General features: G+C 72.7%; 17 protein-coding genes and 1 pseudogene. 5 read left to right on the top strand and 13 right to left on the bottom strand.

Annotation, left to right across the window (positions count from 1 at the left end; translation table 11 throughout):
* The first annotated feature begins 16 nt into the window (after positions 1–16).
* Positions 17–2893: a phosphoenolpyruvate carboxylase gene (locus tag MKK68_RS26565; RefSeq protein WP_244033446.1), complete on the top strand. Its 2877-nt coding sequence runs from the start codon at positions 17–19 to the stop codon at positions 2891–2893.
* 172 nt (positions 2894–3065) lie between these two features.
* Here MKK68_RS26565 and MKK68_RS26560 read toward each other — a convergent pair whose 3' ends face one another.
* From MKK68_RS26560 to MKK68_RS26545, 4 genes are all read right to left on the bottom strand, one after another.
* On the bottom strand, positions 3066–3500 hold the full coding sequence (locus MKK68_RS26560) for an NfeD family protein (protein WP_244033459.1): 435 nt from the start codon (positions 3498–3500) through the stop codon (positions 3066–3068).
* A 23-nt stretch (positions 3501–3523) separates the two neighbouring features.
* Complete coding sequence (locus MKK68_RS26555; RefSeq protein ID WP_244033445.1) at positions 3524–4507, bottom strand: SPFH domain-containing protein; 984 nt, start codon at positions 4505–4507, stop codon at positions 3524–3526.
* A gap of 259 nt (positions 4508–4766) precedes the next feature.
* Positions 4767–6122, bottom strand: a complete 1356-nt coding sequence (locus MKK68_RS26550; protein ID WP_244033444.1) for a nuclease — start codon at positions 6120–6122, stop codon at positions 4767–4769.
* A gap of 10 nt (positions 6123–6132) precedes the next feature.
* A complete protein-coding gene (locus MKK68_RS26545; RefSeq protein WP_244033443.1) occupies positions 6133–7047 on the bottom strand; it encodes a hypothetical protein in 915 nt (304 codons plus the stop codon).
* A gap of 589 nt (positions 7048–7636) precedes the next feature.
* On the opposite strand from MKK68_RS26545, the gene MKK68_RS26540 reads away from it, so the two are divergent.
* Positions 7637–8581 (top strand): lipid kinase, encoded by a 945-nt coding sequence (locus MKK68_RS26540; protein ID WP_147728288.1) that lies wholly within the window; start codon positions 7637–7639, stop codon positions 8579–8581.
* A gap of 28 nt (positions 8582–8609) precedes the next feature.
* Positions 8610–9332, top strand: a complete 723-nt coding sequence (locus MKK68_RS26535; RefSeq protein WP_244033442.1) for a TerC family protein — start codon at positions 8610–8612, stop codon at positions 9330–9332.
* 228 nt (positions 9333–9560) lie between these two features.
* Here MKK68_RS26535 and rho read toward each other — a convergent pair whose 3' ends face one another.
* The 8 genes from rho to MKK68_RS26495 all read right to left on the bottom strand — a co-directional run bounded on the left by rho (position 9561) and on the right by MKK68_RS26495 (position 15986).
* The gene (gene rho / locus MKK68_RS26530) at positions 9561–10826 is read right to left on the bottom strand and encodes a transcription termination factor Rho (RefSeq protein WP_147728289.1); all 1266 of its coding nucleotides are present in this window, start codon (positions 10824–10826) and stop codon (positions 9561–9563) included.
* A 694-nt stretch (positions 10827–11520) separates the two neighbouring features.
* Positions 11521–12060 carry a ferritin-like domain-containing protein gene (locus MKK68_RS26525; RefSeq protein WP_147728285.1) on the bottom strand — a complete coding sequence of 180 codons (540 nt, stop codon included), beginning with the start codon at positions 12058–12060 and terminating at the stop codon, positions 11521–11523.
* Between the two features lie 165 nt (positions 12061–12225).
* The gene (locus MKK68_RS26520; protein WP_147728284.1) at positions 12226–12453 is read right to left on the bottom strand and encodes a type II toxin-antitoxin system HicB family antitoxin; all 228 of its coding nucleotides are present in this window, start codon (positions 12451–12453) and stop codon (positions 12226–12228) included.
* On the bottom strand, positions 12450–12692 hold the full coding sequence (locus MKK68_RS26515) for a type II toxin-antitoxin system HicA family toxin (protein WP_147728283.1): 243 nt from the start codon (positions 12690–12692) through the stop codon (positions 12450–12452). Before MKK68_RS26515 ends, MKK68_RS26520 begins: the two co-directional genes overlap by 4 nt.
* Positions 12693–12803: 111 nt before the next feature.
* The gene (coaE, locus tag MKK68_RS26510) at positions 12804–13427 is read right to left on the bottom strand and encodes a dephospho-CoA kinase (RefSeq protein ID WP_147860016.1); all 624 of its coding nucleotides are present in this window, start codon (positions 13425–13427) and stop codon (positions 12804–12806) included.
* Between the two features lie 10 nt (positions 13428–13437).
* Positions 13438–14280, bottom strand: coding sequence for a shikimate dehydrogenase (locus MKK68_RS26505; protein WP_244033441.1), 843 nt, complete (start codon positions 14278–14280; stop codon positions 13438–13440).
* Positions 14268–15332 (bottom strand): cation diffusion facilitator family transporter, encoded by a 1065-nt coding sequence (locus MKK68_RS26500; RefSeq protein ID WP_244033440.1) that lies wholly within the window; start codon positions 15330–15332, stop codon positions 14268–14270. Before MKK68_RS26500 ends, MKK68_RS26505 begins: the two co-directional genes overlap by 13 nt.
* Before the next feature lie 9 nt (positions 15333–15341).
* Positions 15342–15986, bottom strand: a complete 645-nt coding sequence (locus MKK68_RS26495; protein WP_147728161.1) for a Maf family protein — start codon at positions 15984–15986, stop codon at positions 15342–15344.
* A gap of 348 nt (positions 15987–16334) precedes the next feature.
* Between MKK68_RS26495 and MKK68_RS29990 the strand changes: the two are divergent.
* Positions 16335–16481: pseudogene (locus tag MKK68_RS29990) on the top strand (putative addiction module antidote protein); the annotation flags it as partial.
* Here the strand turns inward: MKK68_RS29990 and MKK68_RS26490 are convergent.
* A complete protein-coding gene (locus MKK68_RS26490; RefSeq protein WP_147728162.1) occupies positions 16468–17298 on the bottom strand; it encodes a pyruvate, water dikinase regulatory protein in 831 nt (276 codons plus the stop codon). The pseudogene MKK68_RS29990 and the gene MKK68_RS26490 sit on opposite strands and share 14 nt — an antisense overlap.
* A gap of 597 nt (positions 17299–17895) precedes the next feature.
* Between MKK68_RS26490 and MKK68_RS26485 the strand changes: the two genes are divergently transcribed.
* Complete coding sequence (locus MKK68_RS26485; protein ID WP_147728163.1) at positions 17896–19053, top strand: uroporphyrinogen decarboxylase; 1158 nt, start codon at positions 17896–17898, stop codon at positions 19051–19053.
* The last annotated feature ends 94 nt before the right edge of the window (positions 19054–19147 follow it).

Raw genomic sequence — 19147 nt, 5'->3', positions numbered from 1 at the left:
TGCCGGAGCCTGACCGATGCGAACGCACGCCCATCGCGACCCGGAGGAGCTCGAAGGCCATCTCGTCGGGCTGATCGAGGCCTCGCGCGAGCAGGCGAGCGAGGATCCGTTCCGCAACCCCGTGCTGGCGGTGACGCTGGCGATCACCCGCCGGTTCGACCGGGACGAGATCGGCGAGGCCGACCTCGACGCGCTGTTCGTGCGCCTGCGGGCGCAGGCGCTGGCCGACCGCGCGGCGCGGCTGCGCGCCTACGTCGGCATCGAGGACCATCCCGATGCCGACGCGACGATGCCGGCGCGCCTCGTGGCGGCGGTGCCCGACCGGCCCGGCGCCTTCGAGAGCTTCCGCGACCGGATCGCGCGCACCGCCTTCGCCGTGGTGTTCACCGCGCACCCGACCTTCGGCATGCCGAAGGCGGTGGCGGCCCTGCTCGCCGAGGCCGCGAGCCTCGACGACCCGGATGCGCGCGCGCCCCTGATCGAGAAGGCCGCCCGGCTCTCGACCCGGCCGGACGCGCCGATCACCCTCGACGGCGAGTTCGAGCAGGCCTGCGTGGCCGCCAACCACGGCCGCGAGGCGGTGGACGCGTTCAACGGCGCGCTGCTCGACGCCGCGCAGAGGCGCTGGCCCGACCGCTGGACCGAGCTGGTGCCGAAGCCCTTCGCCATCGCCAGCTGGGTCGGCTGCGACACCGACGGGCGCACCGACATCGGCTGGTGGGACACCCTGCGCTACCGCCTCGAATCCAAGCGCATGCAGCTCGACCGGGTGATGCGCCACCTCCCCGCCATCCCCGCCGCGAACGTGGTGCGGACGCTCGCTGAGCAGGCGCTGGCCGCCGTCAACCGGCAGCTCGCGGTGGCGCCGCGGCTCGGCGACAAGCCCTCGCTCGAGGCGGTGCACCGCTTCGCGCTGGCGCTGATCATCGAGCGCGAACGGGCGCAGACCGATTCCGGCGCGCTGCTGGCCGGGCTCGCCGGCGCCGTCACCGCGGCCGAGACGGACGCCGACCGGCGCAGGATCGCGGTCCTGCGCTCGGGCATCGCCACGCACGGGCTCTCGAACGCGCTGCCGCATTTCCGGCTCAACGCCAGCCAGATCCACAACGCGGTCCGCCGGGTCATCGACCTCGAAGGCGAGCCGGCCGACGCCGCCCAGCGCCGCTCGCACCTCGCGGCGATCCACACGCTGCTCAACGACGTGCAGCCGGTGGCGGTGGATTTCGGCGCGCTCGCCGCCGAGCGCGCCTCCGCCGCCCGGCTGATGATGACGATCGCGCAGATCCTCAAGCACGTCGACGGCACGCACCCGGTGCGCTTCCTCATCGCCGAGACCGAGACCGGCTACACGCTGCTGGCCGCGCTCTGGCTCGCGCGCCATTACGGCATCGCCGACAAGCTCGAGATCACGCCGCTGTTCGAGACGGCGAGCGCCCTGGAGCAGGGCATCCGGGTGCTCGACGATGCGCTGCGCAACCCGCACTGGCGGCGCTACCTCAAGCGCATCGGCCGCCTCACCGTGCAGTTCGGCTATTCCGATTCCGGGCGCTACGTCGGCCAGCTCGCCGCCACCTTCTGGATCGAGCGGCTGCGCCTGCGCATCACCGAGATGCTGGTCTCGAACGGGCTCGCCGACGTCGAGCTGGCGATCTTCGACACCCACGGCGAATCGATCGGCCGCGGCGCCCACCCGACCTCCCTGCGCGACCGCCTCGCCTACCTCGCCCCCGAGGATGCGCGCGCGCGCAACCAGAAGGCCGGGATCAAGGTCCGCCTCGAATCGAGCTTCCAGGGCACCGACGGCTACCTGCTGTTCGGCTCGCAGGCGATCGCCGAGGCCTCGATCGCGCGGGTGGCCGAGCACGTCTACGCCCTCGATGTGGCCGAGGACGACGCCTTCCCCGACTACGCCCTCTCCGACGCGGCCGAGAGCGCGGACGCCGCCGACGATCCGGTCTACGCCGAGACCGACTTCGCCCTCGAGTTCTTCACCGTCGTGCGCCAGGACATGGAGGCGCTGGTCGACGATCCCGGCTACGCCGCCCTGCTCGGCACCTTCGGCCCGGGGCTGATCGACCGCACCGGCTCGCGCCCGGTGGCGCGGCAGTCGGATTCGGGCGGGCCGGCGCTGATCACCCATCCGCGTCAGATGCGGGCGATCCCCAACAACGCGATCCTGCAGCAGCTCGGCTACCTCGCCAACTCCCTGCACGGGCTCGGCCGCGCGGCGGGGCGCGCGCCCGACCTGTTCCGCGACATGCGCCGCGACTCGGTGCGGTTCTCCCGCGCCTTCCGCCTGGTCCAGCACGCGGCCTCGGTCGGCGACCTGGACGTGCTGCGCGCCTACATCGACACGCTGGACCCCGCGGTGTGGCTGGAGCGCGCCCGCCGCACCCAGAAGGACGGCCGGCGCGAGGAGCTGATCGTCATCGCCGGCGTCCTCGACCGCCTCGACCTCGCGCCGAACCTGCGCCGCCTGTTCGGGCGGCTGACCACCGACGCGCTGAGCCTGCAGGCCGCCGCCCCCGACCTGCGGAAGATGTCGGTGCGCCTCACCCTGCTCCACGCGATCCGCCTCGCGCTGATCCACCGGATCTGGTTCACCGCCGTCCACATCCCCGGCTTCCGGCCCCAGGCCGGCGTCAGCCGCGAGCAGCTGCTGGAGCGCTTCCTGCGCCTCGACATCGACGGCTGCCTGAAGCTCCTCGACGAGATCTTCCCCGTCACCCCCGACCCGACGCTCGGCCTCAACTTCGGCGAGCCGGCCGGCCCGCGCGACGTCGGCACCTACGAGGCCGAGCATTCCGGCCTGTTCCAGCCGATCGCCAAGATGTTCACCCAGGTGCGCGAGATCTCGGGGATGATCCAGCACGAGGTCGGCGCGTTCGGGTGAGGGGGCGCCACCCCCGTCATTCCGGGGCGCCGCAGGCGAGCCCGGAATCCGGAGCCGCCGAGGGTGCGGACTGAAGATCGACCTGCGGCACTGGATCCCGGGCTCCGCTGCGCGGCCCCGGGATGACGGGGCGGAGCGGCGAACGATGCGGCCAGCCCGAGCCGCAGCCGCCTCACGCTCCCTTCACCACCAGCACCGTCCCGTCGATGCCCGTCACCCGCACCCGCGCGCCGGCGGGGAGGTCCGGGCCGGTGACGCGCCACAGGGTGTCGTCGAAGCGGATGCGGCCGGCGCCGTCCTGGATCGGCTCGGCGAGCAGGCCTTCGCGACCGACGAGGCCGCGGTCGGCGCGGTTGAGGGTCGGGACGTGGTCGCGGCCGAGGCGGCGAGCGATGAGCACCGCGGCGACGGCGAGCCCGGAAAACAGCAGCAGCTGCGCCTGCCACGGCAGGGGCACGAGCGCCGCGACGAGGCCGGTGGCGAGCCCAGCGAGCCCGAGCCAGATCAGGAAGATGCCGGGCGCCGCCAGCTCGAGCCCGGCCAGCGCCAGCCCCGCGAGGATCCAGGCCCAGGCCGGACCCAGATCCGCGAAGGCGTTCGCCAAGATTCGAGACCAGGCGCCGGAGAAGCTCACGTCCGCGGCACCCCGACGCTGGGCGGCGCACCGGAGCGTGGGCGCGCGGGCGCCGCGCCCTCCCCGAACACCGACTTCGTGATCTCGGCGATGCCGCCCAGCGTCCCGGCGAGCGCCGCCGCCTCGATCGGCACCACGACGACGCGCTGGTTCGGGGCGGTGGCGATGGCGCGCACCGCCTCGACGTACTTCTCGGCCACCAGGAAGTTCGCCGCCGCGATGTCGCCCGCGGCGATCGCGGTGCTGATCATGCCGGTGGCCTTCGCCTCGGCCTCGGCCGAGCGCTCGCGGGCCTCGGCGTCGCGGAAGGCGGCCTCCTTGCGGCCTTCCGCCTCCAGGATCGCCGACTGCTTGCGCCCCTCGGCGCGCAGGATGTCGGCCTGGCGGTGGCCTTCCGCCTCCAGCACCGAGGCGCGCTTCTCGCGCTCGGCCTTCATCTGCCGGGCCATGGCGCCGGCCAGATCCGCCGGCGGCACGATGTCCTTGATCTCGATGCGGGTCATCTTCACCCCCCAGGGCGAGGCGGCGGCATCCATCACCCTGAGCAGCCGCTCGTTGATCTCGTCCCGGTGCGAGAGCAGCTGGTCGAGGTCCATCGAGCCGACCACGGTGCGGATGTTGGTCATCGTCAGGGTGCGCGTCGCCACGTCGAGGTTGGAGATCTCGTAGGAAGCGCGGGCGGCGTCGAGCACCTGGTAGAACACCACCGCGTCGATGGTGACGCCGGCATTGTCGCGGGTGAAGGCCTCCTGGCTCGGCACCTCGATCACCTGCTCCATCACGTTGACGCGGCGCCCGATGCGCTCGACGAACGGGGTGATCAGCCCGAGCCCGGATTCGAGGGTGCGGGCGTAGCGGCCGAAGCGCTCGACGGTGAAGACGTAGCCCTGCGGCACGATGTTGATGCCGGCCGCCAGCGTCACGACCACGAGGATCGCCGCCACGACCGCGAAGGTGCTCAGGCCGATCGAGAGACTCATCGCCATCCCCGCAAGGCGCCGACGCGGCGCGCCGGCATCCTAGCGCAGCCGGGGGCGACGGCGCGAACGGGCGCCGCTCGTCCTCGCAGGGGCGGCGCCTCCCCACATCGCCCGGCTGGCGCGGGTCCGGGCGACGCGTCCGTCCCGTGCGGCTTGGAGCGTATTTTGCGCGATCACCGGATCGCGGAAACACGCTCTCACGCCTCGTGGGGTGGCGTTGCCTTCACCCGAGCCCGCGTCCACCTCGCGCGACGCTGCTCTAGCGCTTCCACACCCCGATGCGCTCGGTGCGGGCGTGGTCCTCGGCGGCGACGAGCTCGGGGGAGGCCTCGGGCGAGGCGCGGCCGCCTCCGTTGAACAGGACCACCTCGGAGAGGTCGCGGCCCTCGACGGTGCAGGAGACGTTCTCGCTGCCCGGCACCGGCGTGCAGGTGATCGGCCGGCCGGCGAGGTACTTGGTGAGCTCGTCCGCCTGCCCGCCGCGCACCCACTCGACGCCGAACAGGTGCATCAGCTTGCCGGCGACGCGCACGGTCGCGGTGTCGATGACCTCGGCCTTGCCGCTGATCGCGTTGGCGGCGGGCGGCGCCGGCGGCTCGGGCAGGCCGACCGTGTCGGCGGTCTCGGGCGGCGGCGTCACCGGATCGGGCGCGGGCGCGGCCGGCGCGGGTTTCTCGGCGCCGGCCCGCGTCGCCCGCTGGGCCGGGCTTTCGTTCTCGGGCGCACGGTTGCCGACGACGAGGCCGGCCGCCAGCACCGCGAGCAGGGCCGCCGCGGTGCCGCCGGCCAGCCAGCGCCGGTGCTGGCGCACGGATTCGCCCTCGCCCTGCCAGTCGCGCAGGCGCGCGGCGACGCGGCCGACCCCGTCCCGGGCCGAAGCCCCGACCCGGGCCGAAGCCCCGACCCGCGACGCCTGCTCGCGCCAAGCGGGATCGCGGGATGCCTGATCGGGGGATGCCGGATCGCGCGAGGCCGGCTGGGGGGCCGCGCCGGCCGTCGTCTCGGCGGCTCTGTTCGCCGCCGCCGCGTGCCGCGCGGCGAGCCAGGCGGCCATCCCCGCCCGGACGCCGGAGACGCGGTCGGCGGCGGATTCGGCGAGCGCCCGGCCCTGCTCGGTCGAGCGCTCGGCCAGCGCCCGGGCGCGCTCGGAGCCGGTCTCGACGAGGCGGGCGGTGGCGGCGCGCATCTCGGCGGCGCCGGCCAGAAGCGAGGCGTCCTTGGCGTCCTTGGCCGCCTCGGGCTCGGGCTCGGCCGGCACGGTCGCCGGCGGGCGGAACAGCGCCGGGTGCCGGGCCTGGATCTCGTCGACGAGCTCGGCGAGCGTCAGCGGCGCGTCCGACCCGGCATGACGGCGCGGGCGGCCGTGGCGGTCGACCACACGATGGCCCGGCGGCGCTTCGGACGGCTCGACCGCCGCCTCGGCGAGAAGCTGCAGCGTGCGCAGGGCCACCGGCTTCGGGTTGCGGCGCGCGATCTCGGCCTCGACCGCGCCGCGCAGGGCCGCGCGCCCGGGGCCGGCGAGCGCCGGGCGCGCCGTCGCGGCCTCGGCTTCCGCATCCGGGGGCGTCGTGGCCGATGTTCCGGTGGCCGGTGGTTTCGTGGCCGAGGCTGTCATGGGGTGTCGTCTAGCCGTTGGCGCCGGCTCCGGGAAGCGCGCCGACCGTGGCGCCGCGGCGCAGCACCTGGCTCGATTCGGAGACGATCACCGGCCGGCCGCCGGCGAAGCTCACCTCGAGCACCAGCTCGGCGACCCCTTGCGAGCGCGCGCCGCGGGCCGGGTTGCCGGCCCGGAAGTCGACGAGGGTGCGCACGACGCAGCTCTGCAGCGCCGCATTGCAGGCGGTGCGGGTGTCGTGCGGCTCGTAGCGCCGCTCGGGCCAGCGCTGCGCGAAGCGGCGCTTCTCGGCGAGCAGGGCCGCGAACGTCGTCATCCGCCCGTGGAAGCGCAGGCGCTCGCCGTAGAAGCGCGACGCGCCCGAGACCATGGCGCCGTTCGATCCGGAGAAGGAGGCGAGGTAATCCTCGGCCAGGCCCTGGGCCTGCCCGGCCCAGTCGGCGAAGCGCGGGTCGCCCGCCGCCTCGCGCGCTCCGGAGGGAATCCGCGGCGCGACGGTCAGCGCGTCGGCGGCCGGCGTGTCCGAGAGCCGGCGGGCCGAGCGACGGCGCAGGCGCGGCCGCTCGGCGCGCCGGCTCGGCCCCCCCATGGCGGCCCCGTCGCGCTCGGTCTCCGCGAAGGCGGGCGCCGGGCTCGCCGCGTTCCCGCTGGGCTGCGCCGTCTCGCGATCCGGCTTCGCATTCCGACCGGTGCCGGCCGCGGTCTCGGAGGCCGGCCGCGTCGACTCCCGTGCTGGGGGCTGTTGCGCTTGCGGCTGCGATTGGGGCTGCGGCTCGGCCTTGGGCGCCGGCGTGCCGGGCGCGACCTTCGCCGGCGGATCGACCCAGGCCGGAGGCGTCTGCGCCTGCGCTGCGCCGGCGGCGAGGATCAGGCCGAGCGCGAGCGTGGAACGCCGGGCGCCGAAGCGCGGGAGATCAGAGCACATGGGATCACCGGATGGTGGCCGAACGTCGAACGGGGCGTTTTAGAACGGCCGAGGTTAACGCAAGCGGGTGGGCGGCTGGTTCCGTCGGACCGGCACGCCGTCGCGGATCGACCGCCTTCGGCATCGACGGGTCGCGCGAATCGCGTCCGGTGCCGGCGGACGCCCGCGATTGCGCCGGCCGATCGGGAGCGCAAGACCGCGCCAAGCACGCGCGAAGCACGCGCGCGCGCCCTCCCCGACGGGCGCGCAGTCCGCCCGGCGGGCCCCGTCGCTCGAGGCACCCGGACGGGCCGGGCCGAAGGCTTCGGTCCTGATCGATGCGAGCGGAAGACCGTCCAAGCCGCGGAAACCGCCGCCCCGGCCCATGGGAAGCGCGCGATTGCGCGGGCGCCGGGGTTGAGATCGATCGGCGGGTACGCCACCTAGGCCGTATTCCGGGTCCGGGCCCCTCTGGCGGTCGAGGCGTCGACCGCGATGTCGGATCTCTGCCACGCCGTCGCCCCCGCGCCCCCGCGGGGGCGGCGAACGCGCCGAAGGGCTGCCGCTTGTCCGATTCGCAAACTCGATCCGGGATGCCGGAGGTTTTCCGATGAGCGCGGGCGTTCCTCCCCATGACGGCGCAGCGGGCCGCCGCAGGGCGCTGCTGCTGTGCAACCCGAAGGCCCGCAACGGCGGCGCCGCGATCGACGCCGTGCGCGACGCGCTGCGCGCGGGCGGGCTCGACCTGGTCGAGCCGGAGCCCGAGCGCGATGGTTGCGCGGTGATCCGGCGGCACGCGCAGGACGTCGACCTCGTGATCCTCGGCGGCGGCGACGGCACCATGAACGCGGCGGCGCCCGCCCTGGTCGAGACCGGGCTGCCGTTGGGCATCCTGCCGCTCGGCACCGCCAACGACCTCGCCCGCTCCCTCGGCCTGCCGCTCGACCCGGTGGCGGCCGCGGAGCTGATCACCACGGCGGCGGCGCAGCCGGTCGATCTCGGCTGGGTCAACGGGCACTACTTCTTCAACGTAGCGAGCATCGGCTTCTCGGCGGATCTGGCCGGCGGGCTCACCGCCGAATCGAAGAAGAAATGGGGCACGGTCGGCTACGCCATCGCCGCCTTCCGGGTGCTGCGCCGGGTGCGGCCCTTCACGGTGACGATCGAGCACGACGGAAAGCGCGAGCGCGTCACCACGATCCAGGCCTCGGTCGGCAACGGGCGCCACTACGGCGGCGGCATGACGGTGGAGGAGACCGCCACCGTCGACGATGGCAAGCTCGACTTCTACTCGCTCGAGGTGAAGCACTGGTGGCGGCTGCTCGCGCTGCTGCCGGCGCTCCGCCGCGGCACCCATGGCAGGGCCGAGGACGTGCGCGCCTTCCAGACCACCGAGGTGGTGCTGAGCACGCGCAAGCCGCGGGCCGTCAACACCGACGGCGAGCTCACCACCCACACCCCGGCGCATTTCAAGGTCTTCCCGAAGATCCTGAGGATCTACGCGCCGGATGCCGCCCGCCGGCCGGGCACCGCGAACCGGCTCTCGCCGCGCTGAGGCGCGCGCGCTTCGAGGGAGGGGCCCGATGGACCATCTCGTTCAGCTCGCCGCCGACCCGACGGTGTGGGCCGCGCTCGCGACCCTCGTGGTGATGGAGGTGGTGCTCGGGATCGACAACCTGATCTTCATCTCGATCCTGACGAACAAGCTGCCGCCCGAGCACCAGGCGCAGGCGCGCCGCATCGGCATCGGGCTCGCCCTGGTGCTGCGGCTCGGGCTGCTCGGCACGGTCGCCTTCATCGTGCAGCTGACGAGCCCGGTCTTCCAGGTCGCCGGCCACGCCTTCTCCTGGCGCGACCTGATCCTGCTCGCCGGCGGCCTGTTCCTGCTGTGGAAGGCCACCAGCGAGATCCATCACAGCGTCGACCCGCCGCCGGAGAAGGCGACGGGCGCCGCGTCGCTCGGCTTCGCCGTGGCGATCGGCCAGATCCTGCTGCTCGACCTCGTCTTCTCGATCGACTCGATTATCACCGCGGTGGGCATGACCGAGCACGTGCCGGTGATGATGATCGCCGTGATCGTGGCGGTGATCGTGATGCTGGTGGCCGCCGAGCCGCTCTCGGCCTTCATCGCCCGGAACCCGACCGTGGTGATGCTGGCGCTCGGCTTCCTGATCATGATCGGCATGACGCTGATCGCCGAAGGCTTCGGGGCGCACGTGCCGAAGGGCTACATCTACACCGCGATGGCGTTCTCGGCCGGCGTCGAGGGGCTGAACATGCTGGTGCGGCGGCGGCGACGAACCTGAGCGGCGGAGCGGTTTCTCCCTCCCCCCTCTGCGGGGGAGGGTGGCCCGCGAAGCGGGTCGGGAGAGGGGAGCGTGCTATCCGGAGAGGTCGCTCCCCTCTCCCGACCCTCGCTCACGCGAGGCCCACCCTCCCCCGCTTAAGGGGGGAGGGAAGAGGTACGGCGCATATGAAAAAGGCCCCGATCCAAGGATCGGGGCCTTCTTTTTCGTCCGAAGGCCCGAAACCCCTCAGGTGTTCATCGAGTCGAAGAAGTCGCCGTTGCTCTTGGTCTGGCGCAGCTTGTCCATCAGGAACTCGATCGCGTCGGTGACGCCCATCGGGTTGAGGATGCGGCGCAGCACGTAGGTCTTCTTGAGCGCGTCCGGGGGAACCAGCAGCTCCTCCTTGCGGGTGCCCGAGCGGGTGATGTCGATCGCCGGGAAGATGCGCTTGTCCGAGACCTTGCGGTCCAGGATGATCTCGGAGTTGCCGGTGCCCTTGAACTCCTCGAAGATCACCTCGTCCATGCGCGAGCCGGTGTCGATCAGCGCGGTGGCGATGATCGAGAGCGAGCCGCCCTCCTCGATGTTGCGGGCCGCGCCGAAGAAGCGCTTCGGGCGCTGCAGCGCGTTGGCGTCGACGCCGCCGGTGAGCACCTTGCCCGACGACGGCACCACGGTGTTGTAGGCGCGCCCGAGGCGGGTGATCGAATCCAGCAGGATGACCACGTCGCGGCCGTGCTCGACCAGGCGCTTGGCCTTCTCGATCACCATCTCGGCGACCTGCACGTGGCGGGTGGCCGGCTCGTCGAAGGTCGAGGCGATGACCTCGCCCTTCACCGAGCGGATCATGTCGGTGACCTCCTCCGGCCGCTCGTCGATGAGCAGCACGATGAGGTAGCATTCCGGGTGGTTGATGGTGATCGACTGCGCGATGTTCTGCATCAGCACGGTCTTGCCGGTGCGCGGCGGCGCGACGATCAGCGCGCGCTGGCCCTTGCCGATCGGGGCGACGATGTCGATGATGCGGGGCGAGAAGTCCTTCTTCGGCGGCGCGTCGAGCTCCAGCTTGAAGCGCTGGGTCGGGAACAGCGGCGTCAGGTTGTCGAAGTGGACCTTGTGCTTGATCTTCTCCGGGTTCTCGAAGTTGATTGTGTTGACCTTGAGCAGCGCGAAGTAGCGCTCGCCGTCCTTGGGGCCACGGATCGGGCCTTCCACCGTGTCGCCGGTGCGCAGGCCGAAGCGGCGGATCTGGGTCGGCGAGATGTAGATGTCGTCCGGGCCCGGCAGGTAGTTCGATTCCGACGAGCGCAGGAAGCCGAACCCGTCCTGCAGCACCTCGCAGGTGCCGGCGCCGATGATCTCGACCTCCTTGGCCGCGAGCTGCTTCAGGATCGCGAACATCAGCTCAGCCTTGCGCATGGTCGAGGCGTTCTCGACCTCGACCTCCTCGGCGAAGGCGATCAGGTCGGTCGGCGTCTTGGACTTGAGGTCCTGGAGCTTGACCTCGCGCATGGCGTCGAGGTCGGAGGCCGCGAGCGCGCCCTCGGTCGACGGGGTCGGGTCGGGCAAGTTCGAGTCGGGCAAGTTCGAGCCTGGGATGTCCGCGAGGGCGGAGACGTCGGACTGTTCGTTCATGGGATGTCTTGAACCGACGAAAGCGAAGGTTGAGGCAGGGAGCCTGGCAATCGGGAGAGGGCGCCGGATGTCTGGCCGCAAACGGTTGCGGCGGACCCGTGCATCGTCTGGGCGGAGCCCCGGGGGCTCACGGATGCGGCGGCGGCGCTTTTTTTAGGAGGGCAGACCACGCATATCGCGTTTTCGATGCCGGCTCAAGGGGGTGGGTTTCCGAGGCCTCGCTCCGACCGGAGGCTCGCGCGGAGCGGGCGGATCGGAGCGATGGGCGTCGCGGTCGCGGAACCCGCCGTCGTCATCCCGGGGCGCCGCGGACCTGCCCGGCATCCAGAACCGCAGGTCGCGCTGAAGATGGCGCCGGCGGCGGCTCCGGATCCCGGGCTCTGCTGCGCAGCCCCGGGATGGCAGGGTCGGTCTCGAACCGAGAGGTGAGAAAGCCGTCTCGAAGCGGATGGCCGGATCGGCCAATCCCCGCAGGACCGGATCGCTCGACGCACGACGCGCCCCCTCCCCCGTGCGGGAGAGGGGGCGCGTCGCCCGCTGCGATGCGGGGACGGGGTCGTTCGGTGCGCGCCTACGCCGCCTTGCGGCCGCCCTTCTTGCCGGCGGGCTCCTCGGTCGGCTCGGTGCCATCGAGGTTAAGCTTCTCGGCGATCTCCGAGAGCAGCGCGTCGGTCTTCTTCTCCTCCTGCAGGGTCTCGTCGAGGAGCTTGGCCGCGTCGGCGTAGCCGAGCTGGGCGGCCCAGGTCTTCAGGGTGCCGTAGCGGGCGATCTCGTAGTGCTCGACCGCCTGGGCGCAGGCCGCCAGCACCGCGTCGGCGGCGGGGCTGTCGCCGAAATCCTCCAGGTCCTCCTCCATCTCGGAGGTGATGCCCTGCATCGCCTCGCAGGTCTTGGCGCGGGCCGGCTTGCCGATGATCTCGAACACCTGGCCGAGCCGCTCAACCTGGTTGGCGCTCTCCTCGGCATGGGTCTCGAAGGCCTGGCGGAGCTCGGCATGCTCGGCGGCCTTGGCCGACTTCTTGAGCGCCTTCACCGACTGCTTCTCGGCGTAGTAGACGTCCTTCAACGTCTCGTAGAACGCATCGTGCAGCGTCTTCGGCTTGGTGGCCATGGCGGATGTCCTTCGGGTGCGTCGCGGGCGGCCCGCGACGGCAGGCGGCCCCTGGGCTGCCAACCCGCCGCCCCCGCATCGGCTCCCGACGAAATATCGCCCCCTGTGGAGGAACCGAACGCCGTCGGGCGGCGGCGGACGTCGGCCGAGGACGGCGCGTGCCGTTCAGCCGACAGCCCGCTGCAGCGCGTGCGAGGGAGGGGGCACGGCATGACCGAGCTCGCGAGCCATGGCGATCCACGCGTCGATCGCGTCGCGGACGTTCACGAGCGCTTCCTCGGGCGTCTCGCCGTCCGACATGCAGCCGGGGAGATCGGGCACGGTCGCAGCGAAGCCGCCGCCGTCGTCCTGGGTCAGTGGGGAGATCACCACGGGGTAGGTGAGTTCGCTCATGGCGCGGCTCCGACCTTGTCGATGAACCGAACAAGTTCGCGGATATACCACCCCTTGATCGGCCGAGCGGCGGGGATCGTCAACTTTTCGAATTGCGACCGGTGGCCGACCCGATAGTGCGAACCGCCGCCCCGTGGTGGATGGCAAGCTACGTCGAACTCGGCGCAGAGCGCAGCGATGTCCGACACGGTCCACCCAGCCGCGGGATTGGCCCGCATCGCTTCCAGGCGTTTCGACATGCAGCACCACCTCCTGATTCGAAGGCAATCATTAACGGTGATGCGTTAATTCTTATTGATCCGGCAGTTTATCGCGAATGGGTTAGGACTAGGTTAATCGCTGGAGCCACGTCAGCGATGTCCCGCCTGGTCGGATATCCGCGCGACGATCCGCGCCACCTCCGCCTCGGCGGCGGCGAAGCCGAGGCTCGTGTCGATCACGTAGTCGGCCCGCGCCCGCTTCTCGGCGTCCGGCATCTGCTTGGCGCGGATCGCCTCGAAGGCGGCCTCGGTCATGCCGGGGCGGGCGAGCACCCGGGCGCGCTGCACCGCGGGCGGCGCGGTGACCACGAGGACGGCGTCGCAGCGGGTCTCGCCGCCGGTCTCGTAGAGCAGGGGCACGTCGAGCAGCACCAGCGGCGCGGCCGCGTGGCGCTCGAGGAAGGCGTGGCCGGCGGCGCGGACCAGCGGATGGACCAGCCCTTCCAGCGTCGCGAGCCTGTCCGGCCGCCCGAGCACCGCGTCGCGCAGGCGGGTGCGGTCGACGCCGCCGTCGGGCGCGAGCGTGCCGGGGAAGGCGGCGCCGATCGCCTCGGCCGCCGCGCCGCCCGGCCCGTAGAGCGCATGCACCGCCGCGTCGGCGTCGTGCACCGGCACGAAGCGGGCGGCGAACATCGCCGCGGTGGCGGACTTTCCCATGCCGATCGAGCCGGTGAGCCCGAGCACGAACGGTTTTTTGCGCGCGGTGTCGCTCATCCAGGCCAATCTATCCCGGCAGGTCGGCCACGACGACGGCGCGCAGGGCCTCCGTCACCGCCGGGCGCACGCCGAACCAGGCTTCGAAGCCGGGCACGGCCTGGTGCAGCAGCATCCCGAGCCCGTCGACGGCGGCAAGGCCGCGGGCGCGGGCGGCGGCAAGCAGCGGCGTCTCCAGCGGCACGTAGACGATGTCGGCCACCGCCGCGCGGGCCGGCAGCGGGCCGAGGTCGAGGCCGAGCGGCGGCTGGCCGGCCATGCCGAGCGCGGTGGTGTTCACCAGGAGCCCGGCCCCCGGCATCGCCTCTGGGATCGCGTCCCAGGCGATCGCGGTGGCGATGCCGGGGGCCAAGGCCGCCACGGCCTCCGCCCGCTCGCGGGTGCGGTTGGCGACCACGATCCGCGCCAGGCCGCGCTCGGCCAGGCCGACGACGATGGCGCGCGCCGCCCCGCCGGCCCCGAGCACCAGCGCGGCGCCGGCCCGCTCGGGCCAGCCTTCGCCGAGGTTCCGGTCGAGATGCGCGGCGAAGCCCGGCGCGTCGGTGTTGTCGCCGGCGATGCGCCCGTCGGCGCCGACGACCAGCGTGTTGACCGCGCCGATCGCCCGCGCCCGCGGCGTCAGGCTGTCGCTCAGCGCGAAGGCCGCCTCCTTGTGCGGGATCGTGACGTTGCCGCCGGCAAAACCCGATTCCGGTAGCCGGCGAAAGAACTCGGCGAAGTCCGCCGGCGCGACGGCGATGCGCGCGTAGCTGCCGGCGATCCCGTGCTCGGCCAGCCAGTGCCCGTGGATCAGCGGCGAGCGCGAATGCGCGATCGGGTGGCCGACGACGAAGGCGCGCCTCACGCGACGCACTCCCGCGCGAGGAGGCAGGGCGGCCCGCCGGCCTCCTCGATCTGCACCGTGGCGTGGGCGATGCCGAAGCGGGCGCGCAGGGCCTCGGCGATCTCCACGAGGAAGCCGTTGCCCGGATGGCCGTCCGCCATCACGAGATGGGCCGTCAGCGCGATCTCGGTGGTGCTCATCGGCCAGATGTGGAGGTCGTGCAGGCCCGAGACCCCGGGACGGGCGCCGAGATAGGCGCGCACCGCGTCCGGGTCGATGCCCGGCGGCACCGCGTCGAGGGACATCGCGACGCTGTCGCGCAGCAGGCCCCAGGTCGCCCAGACGATGAGCCCGGCGACGACGAGGCTGACAGCGGGGTCGATCCGGTCGAGGCCGGTGGCGAGGATGATCAGGCCGGCGAGCACGACGCCGGCCGAGACCGCGGCGTCGGCGGCCATGTGCAGGAAGGCGCCGCGGATGTTGATGTCGCCCTTGGCGCCCGACGCGAACAGCCAGGCGGTGACCCCGTTCACCAGGATGCCGAGGCCGGCCACCACCATCACCGTGGTGCCGGCCACCGGCTCGGGATGGATCAGGCGCGAGACCGCCTCCCACAGGATCGCGCCGGTGGCGACGAGCAGGAACACGGCGTTGAACAGGGCGGCCAGGATCGAGGAGCCGCGCAGGCCGTAGGTGAAGCGCGCGGTCGAGCGGCGCTTGACCAGCACCGAGGCGACCCAGGCGGCCACCAGCCCGAGCACGTCGGAAAGGTTGTGGCCGGCATCGGCCACCAGCGACATCGAGTTGGCGGCCCATCCATAGCCGGCTTCGATCACCACGAAGGCGGCGTTGAGCCCGATGCCGATGGCGAAGGCACGTCCGAAGCTCGCCGGCGCGTGGACGTGGCCGTGGCCGCCATGACCATGTCCGGCATGGCTGTGCCCGGCATGGCTGTGCCCGGCATGGTCGTGACCCGCGTGGTCATGCGCACCGTGATCATGGCCGGCATGGTCGTGGCCCCGGTCGTGCCCCGCATCGGGATGCCGGTGCCCGGCAGGGTCGTGGTGATCGTGTCCCGCCATGTCGCGTCCCTAGAATGCCAGGAGGCCCTTGGCCCGCAGCCGCGCGAGCAGCGGCAGCAGCGGCAGGCCCAGGATGGTGCTGTGGTCGCCCTCGACCCGCTCGAACAGATGGATGCCGAGCCCTTCGAGCTGGTAGCCGCCGACGCTCGCCCGCACGCGCTCCGCGCCCGCCAGCGCCACGTAAGTCGCGATCGCCTGGGGATCGAGCGGGCGCAGGGTCAGGCGCGCGGTCTCGACGAAGCTCTCGACCGCGCCGTCCTGCGCCAGGGCGACCGCCGCGTGCAGGAGGTGGGTGCGCCCGGCCAGGCGCGCCAGCTGCGCGCGCGCCGCGTCCAGGCCCGCGGGCTTGTGGAACACCGCGCCGTCGCAGGCGAGCACCTGGTCGGCCCCGACGACGACGCGGCCGGGATGCCGCCCGGCGACCGCCACCGCCTTGGCCTCGGCGAGCCGCAGCGCCAAGGCCTCGGGCGAAAGGGTCCCGGACGAAGTCCCGGGATCCGGGCCGGCGCAGGCCGCCTCGACCGCGCGCTCGTCGACGCCCGGCGCCGTCGTCTCGACGGCTAGGCCGGCGCTCTCCAGCAGCATCCGCCGCGTCGGGCTGGTCGAGGCGAGGAGGAGCGGCGCGGACCCGAGCCAGGGGGAGGAAGGCTGCATCCCGCCGGAGTGTCACGGATCGGCGCGCGCCCGCAAGCCGATCGTCGCCGGGCGCGACGCGCAAAGCCCCGCCGTCCGGGATGAACCGGGCGACGAGGCCGGCGGGACCGATACGCGACGCTGGCCCCGAGACGGGTCTACCGCGACCCGGGTTAGCGGGTGGTCAACGGCGTGGGTGCGGGCGGGTGTGCGTTGCGGGACGGGCCGTGGGCCCAGCATCGGGCCGACGAAGTGTCGCTTCGAAGCTGCATCGCTGCTCACGCCGGCGATACGCCGCCCGCGCGTCCTTGCCGGAAGGCGGCGCGCGCCCACGGAATGGCCCGGATCGCCTAGGCGACCGGCCGATCGCGGGAAAGCCTCTATCGCGCCCTGTCGAACCGCGGGAATCCGCAGCTCGCGACCTTCATGGGCGTGCTCCGGGCCTCGGGCCTGGAGCCCAGCATCCGCCCGGCCGGCAGCAGGGCGGGCGTGAGGGCCGGCCTCACGCCGCGATGAACTTCAGCCGGTGGTCGCGGTAGAGGTCGAGGATCGCGGCGGCGGTCTCCTCGATCGAGCGGCGGGTGACGTCGATGGTCGGCCAGCGGTTCTTGCTGAACAGGCGGCGCGAGGCGGTGATCTCGTCGGCGACCGCGTCCTTGTCGACGTACATCGAGGAATCGTCGGCCTTGAGGCTGAGCAGCCGGTTCTGGCGGATCTGGACGATGCGCTCGGGCGACGCGATCAGCCCGACGACGAGCGCCTTGCGCACCCGCTCCAGCGCCGGCGGCAGCGGCATGCCGGGCACGAGCGGCAGGTTGGTGGTCTTGAGCCCGCGGTTGGCGAGGTAGATCCCCGTCGGCGTCTTCGAGGTGCGGCTGACCCCGATCAGGATCACGTCGGCCTCCTCGAGGTCGTCGGGCAGGTTGCCGTCGTCGTGGGCCAGGGTGAAGTTCATCGCGTCGATGCGCTTGAAGTACTCCGCGTTGAGCGTGTGCTGCGCCCCCGGCCGCGCCGCCTTCTGGGTGCCGAGGTAGGATTGCAGCAGGTTGTGCACCGGCTGCAGCACCGAGAGGCAGGGCGAGCTCGATTCCCGGCACGCGCTCTCCAGCCGCTCGCCGAGATCGCCGCCGACGAGGGTGTAGAGCACGAGGCCCGGCGCCGCCTGGATCTCCGAGATCACCCGCTCGAGCTGCGGCCCGGAGCGCACCAGCGGGTAGACGTGCTCGATCGCCGAGACGCCCTCGTACTGCGCGGCGGCCGCGCGGCCGACGTTGATCAGGGTCTCGCCGGTGGAATCCGAGACGAGGTGGAGGTGGAAGTAGCTGCGGCTCATATCCGTGCCCCTCGCCGCCCGCACGCGTCCCCGCAGGGCGCCGACCGCATCCGGCGGCCGGAGGAGACGATGTCGGAACGCGCGGCCGCTCGAAGCATCCGGTCTCCTCGGAATCGGGAAAAAGGGACGAAACGCCCTTATCCACCGCCGGCCGTCAGGGGAGTCGATGAGTGTGGATAGGATGGCCCGCCGGCCCGGTCCAGCCGGAGACCGCGAAATCCATCGACTCCGGCGTCAACAGGCCGTCATCATCGGCATGGCGGAATCCGTGCGCCTGGGAGAATCCGGGACGCAGGCACGCGCACGGCTCCGTCGCACCGCGCAAGGCGCTGGCGGGACTGGCCTATCGCAGACATTAGCGGCAATCCGTTAAAGCCTGCTTAACGGCGTTGCGGCCGGGAGAGCCTGTGGACACGGTTGCGATCCCGTGACTCAGCCTCCAAGAGAAAAAACAGAGTCCTAGAATCTCTCTTCTCTAAGATAGAGCCGGCCTGGGGACGGCCTCGTCGCGCCGCGACGGGGACCGGACGAACGGGCCTTTCGAGAACGAGACCTGAGCCCGGCAGGGCGGAACGGGAGGCGGCATTGGGGGACAGGATGGCCACGCAGGGCACGGTGCAGGGTGGTCCCGACCGCAAGGTCCTCAGGGTGCTCGCCGGCGAGGCGGTCTCGCCGCCCCCCGCCTGGATGATGCGCCAGGCCGGGCGCTACCTGCCGGAGTACCGGGCGACGCGGGCGGAGGCCGGCTCGTTCCTGGACCTCTGCTACAGCCCGGACTTCGCCGTCGAGGTCACGCTGCAGCCGATCCGGCGCTTCGGCTTCGAGGCCTCGATCCTGTTCTCGGACATCCTCGTGATCCCGCACGCCCTCGGGCAGGACGTCCGCTTCGTCGAGGGCGAGGGGCCGCGCCTCGATCCGCTCGAAGGCCGGGCCGCGTTCGAGCGCCTGCGCCAGGCCGACGACCCGGCGATCTTCGCCCATCTCGCGCCGGTCTTCGAGACGGTGCGGCGCCTGCGGGCGGAGCTGCCGCCCGAGACCACGCTCCTGGGCTTCTGCGGGGGCCCCTGGACGGTGGCGAGCTACATGATCGGGGGACGGGGCACGCCGGACCTCGCGCCCGCCCGTGCGCTGGCCGAGGCCGACACGGGCCTGGTCGACGCGCTGATCGACCGCCTGGTCACGGTGCAGACGGCCTACCTCGTGCGCCAGCTCCGGGCCGGCGCCGACGCGGTGCAGATCTTCGAGTCGCATGCCGGCACGCTGCCGCCGGCGCTGCCGCCGGGCACGGCGCTGGTCGAGCCGGTGGGCGACGTCTCCGACAGCGCGCTCCCCGAGGAGACCGAGCGCGACGCGCTGAGCCGCTGGTCGTTCGGGCCGATCGCCCGGATGGTCGCCGGCATCCGCGCCGAGGTGCCGGATGCGAAGATCATCGTGTTCTGCCGCGGCGCCGGGCTCGAGGGCCATGCCCGGGTGGTGCCCGAGACCGGCGCCGACGCGGTCGGCGTCGACTGGTCGATCGACCTCAAGGCCCTGCGCGACCGGGTGCCGGCGACGACGGTGACCCAGGGCAACGTCCACCCCGACACGCTCATCGAAGGCGGCGCGGCCCTCGACGCGGCCGTCGACGCGGTGCTCGAGGCCACCCGCGGCCTGCCGCACATCTTCAACCTCGGCCACGGCATCACCCCGCAGACGCCGGTGGCCCACGTGGAGCAGATGCTGGCGCGGTTGAGGGGCGGCTCGCCGTCCTCCTGAAAAGCGTCCGAGAGGCCGCGCATCCCCTCGCCCCGCCTGCGGGGAGAGGGCCGCGACGACCTCGTCGTCGTCGCGGCGAGGCGGCAGCCGACGG

Origin of the sequence: Methylobacterium sp. E-016 (assembly GCF_022829745.1) — a bacterium.
In the GTDB taxonomy this organism is placed as follows: Bacteria; Pseudomonadota; Alphaproteobacteria; order Rhizobiales; family Beijerinckiaceae; genus Methylobacterium.
Note: the sequence above shows the minus strand (reverse complement) of the source record. Positions and strands in the feature narration are given on the sequence as shown.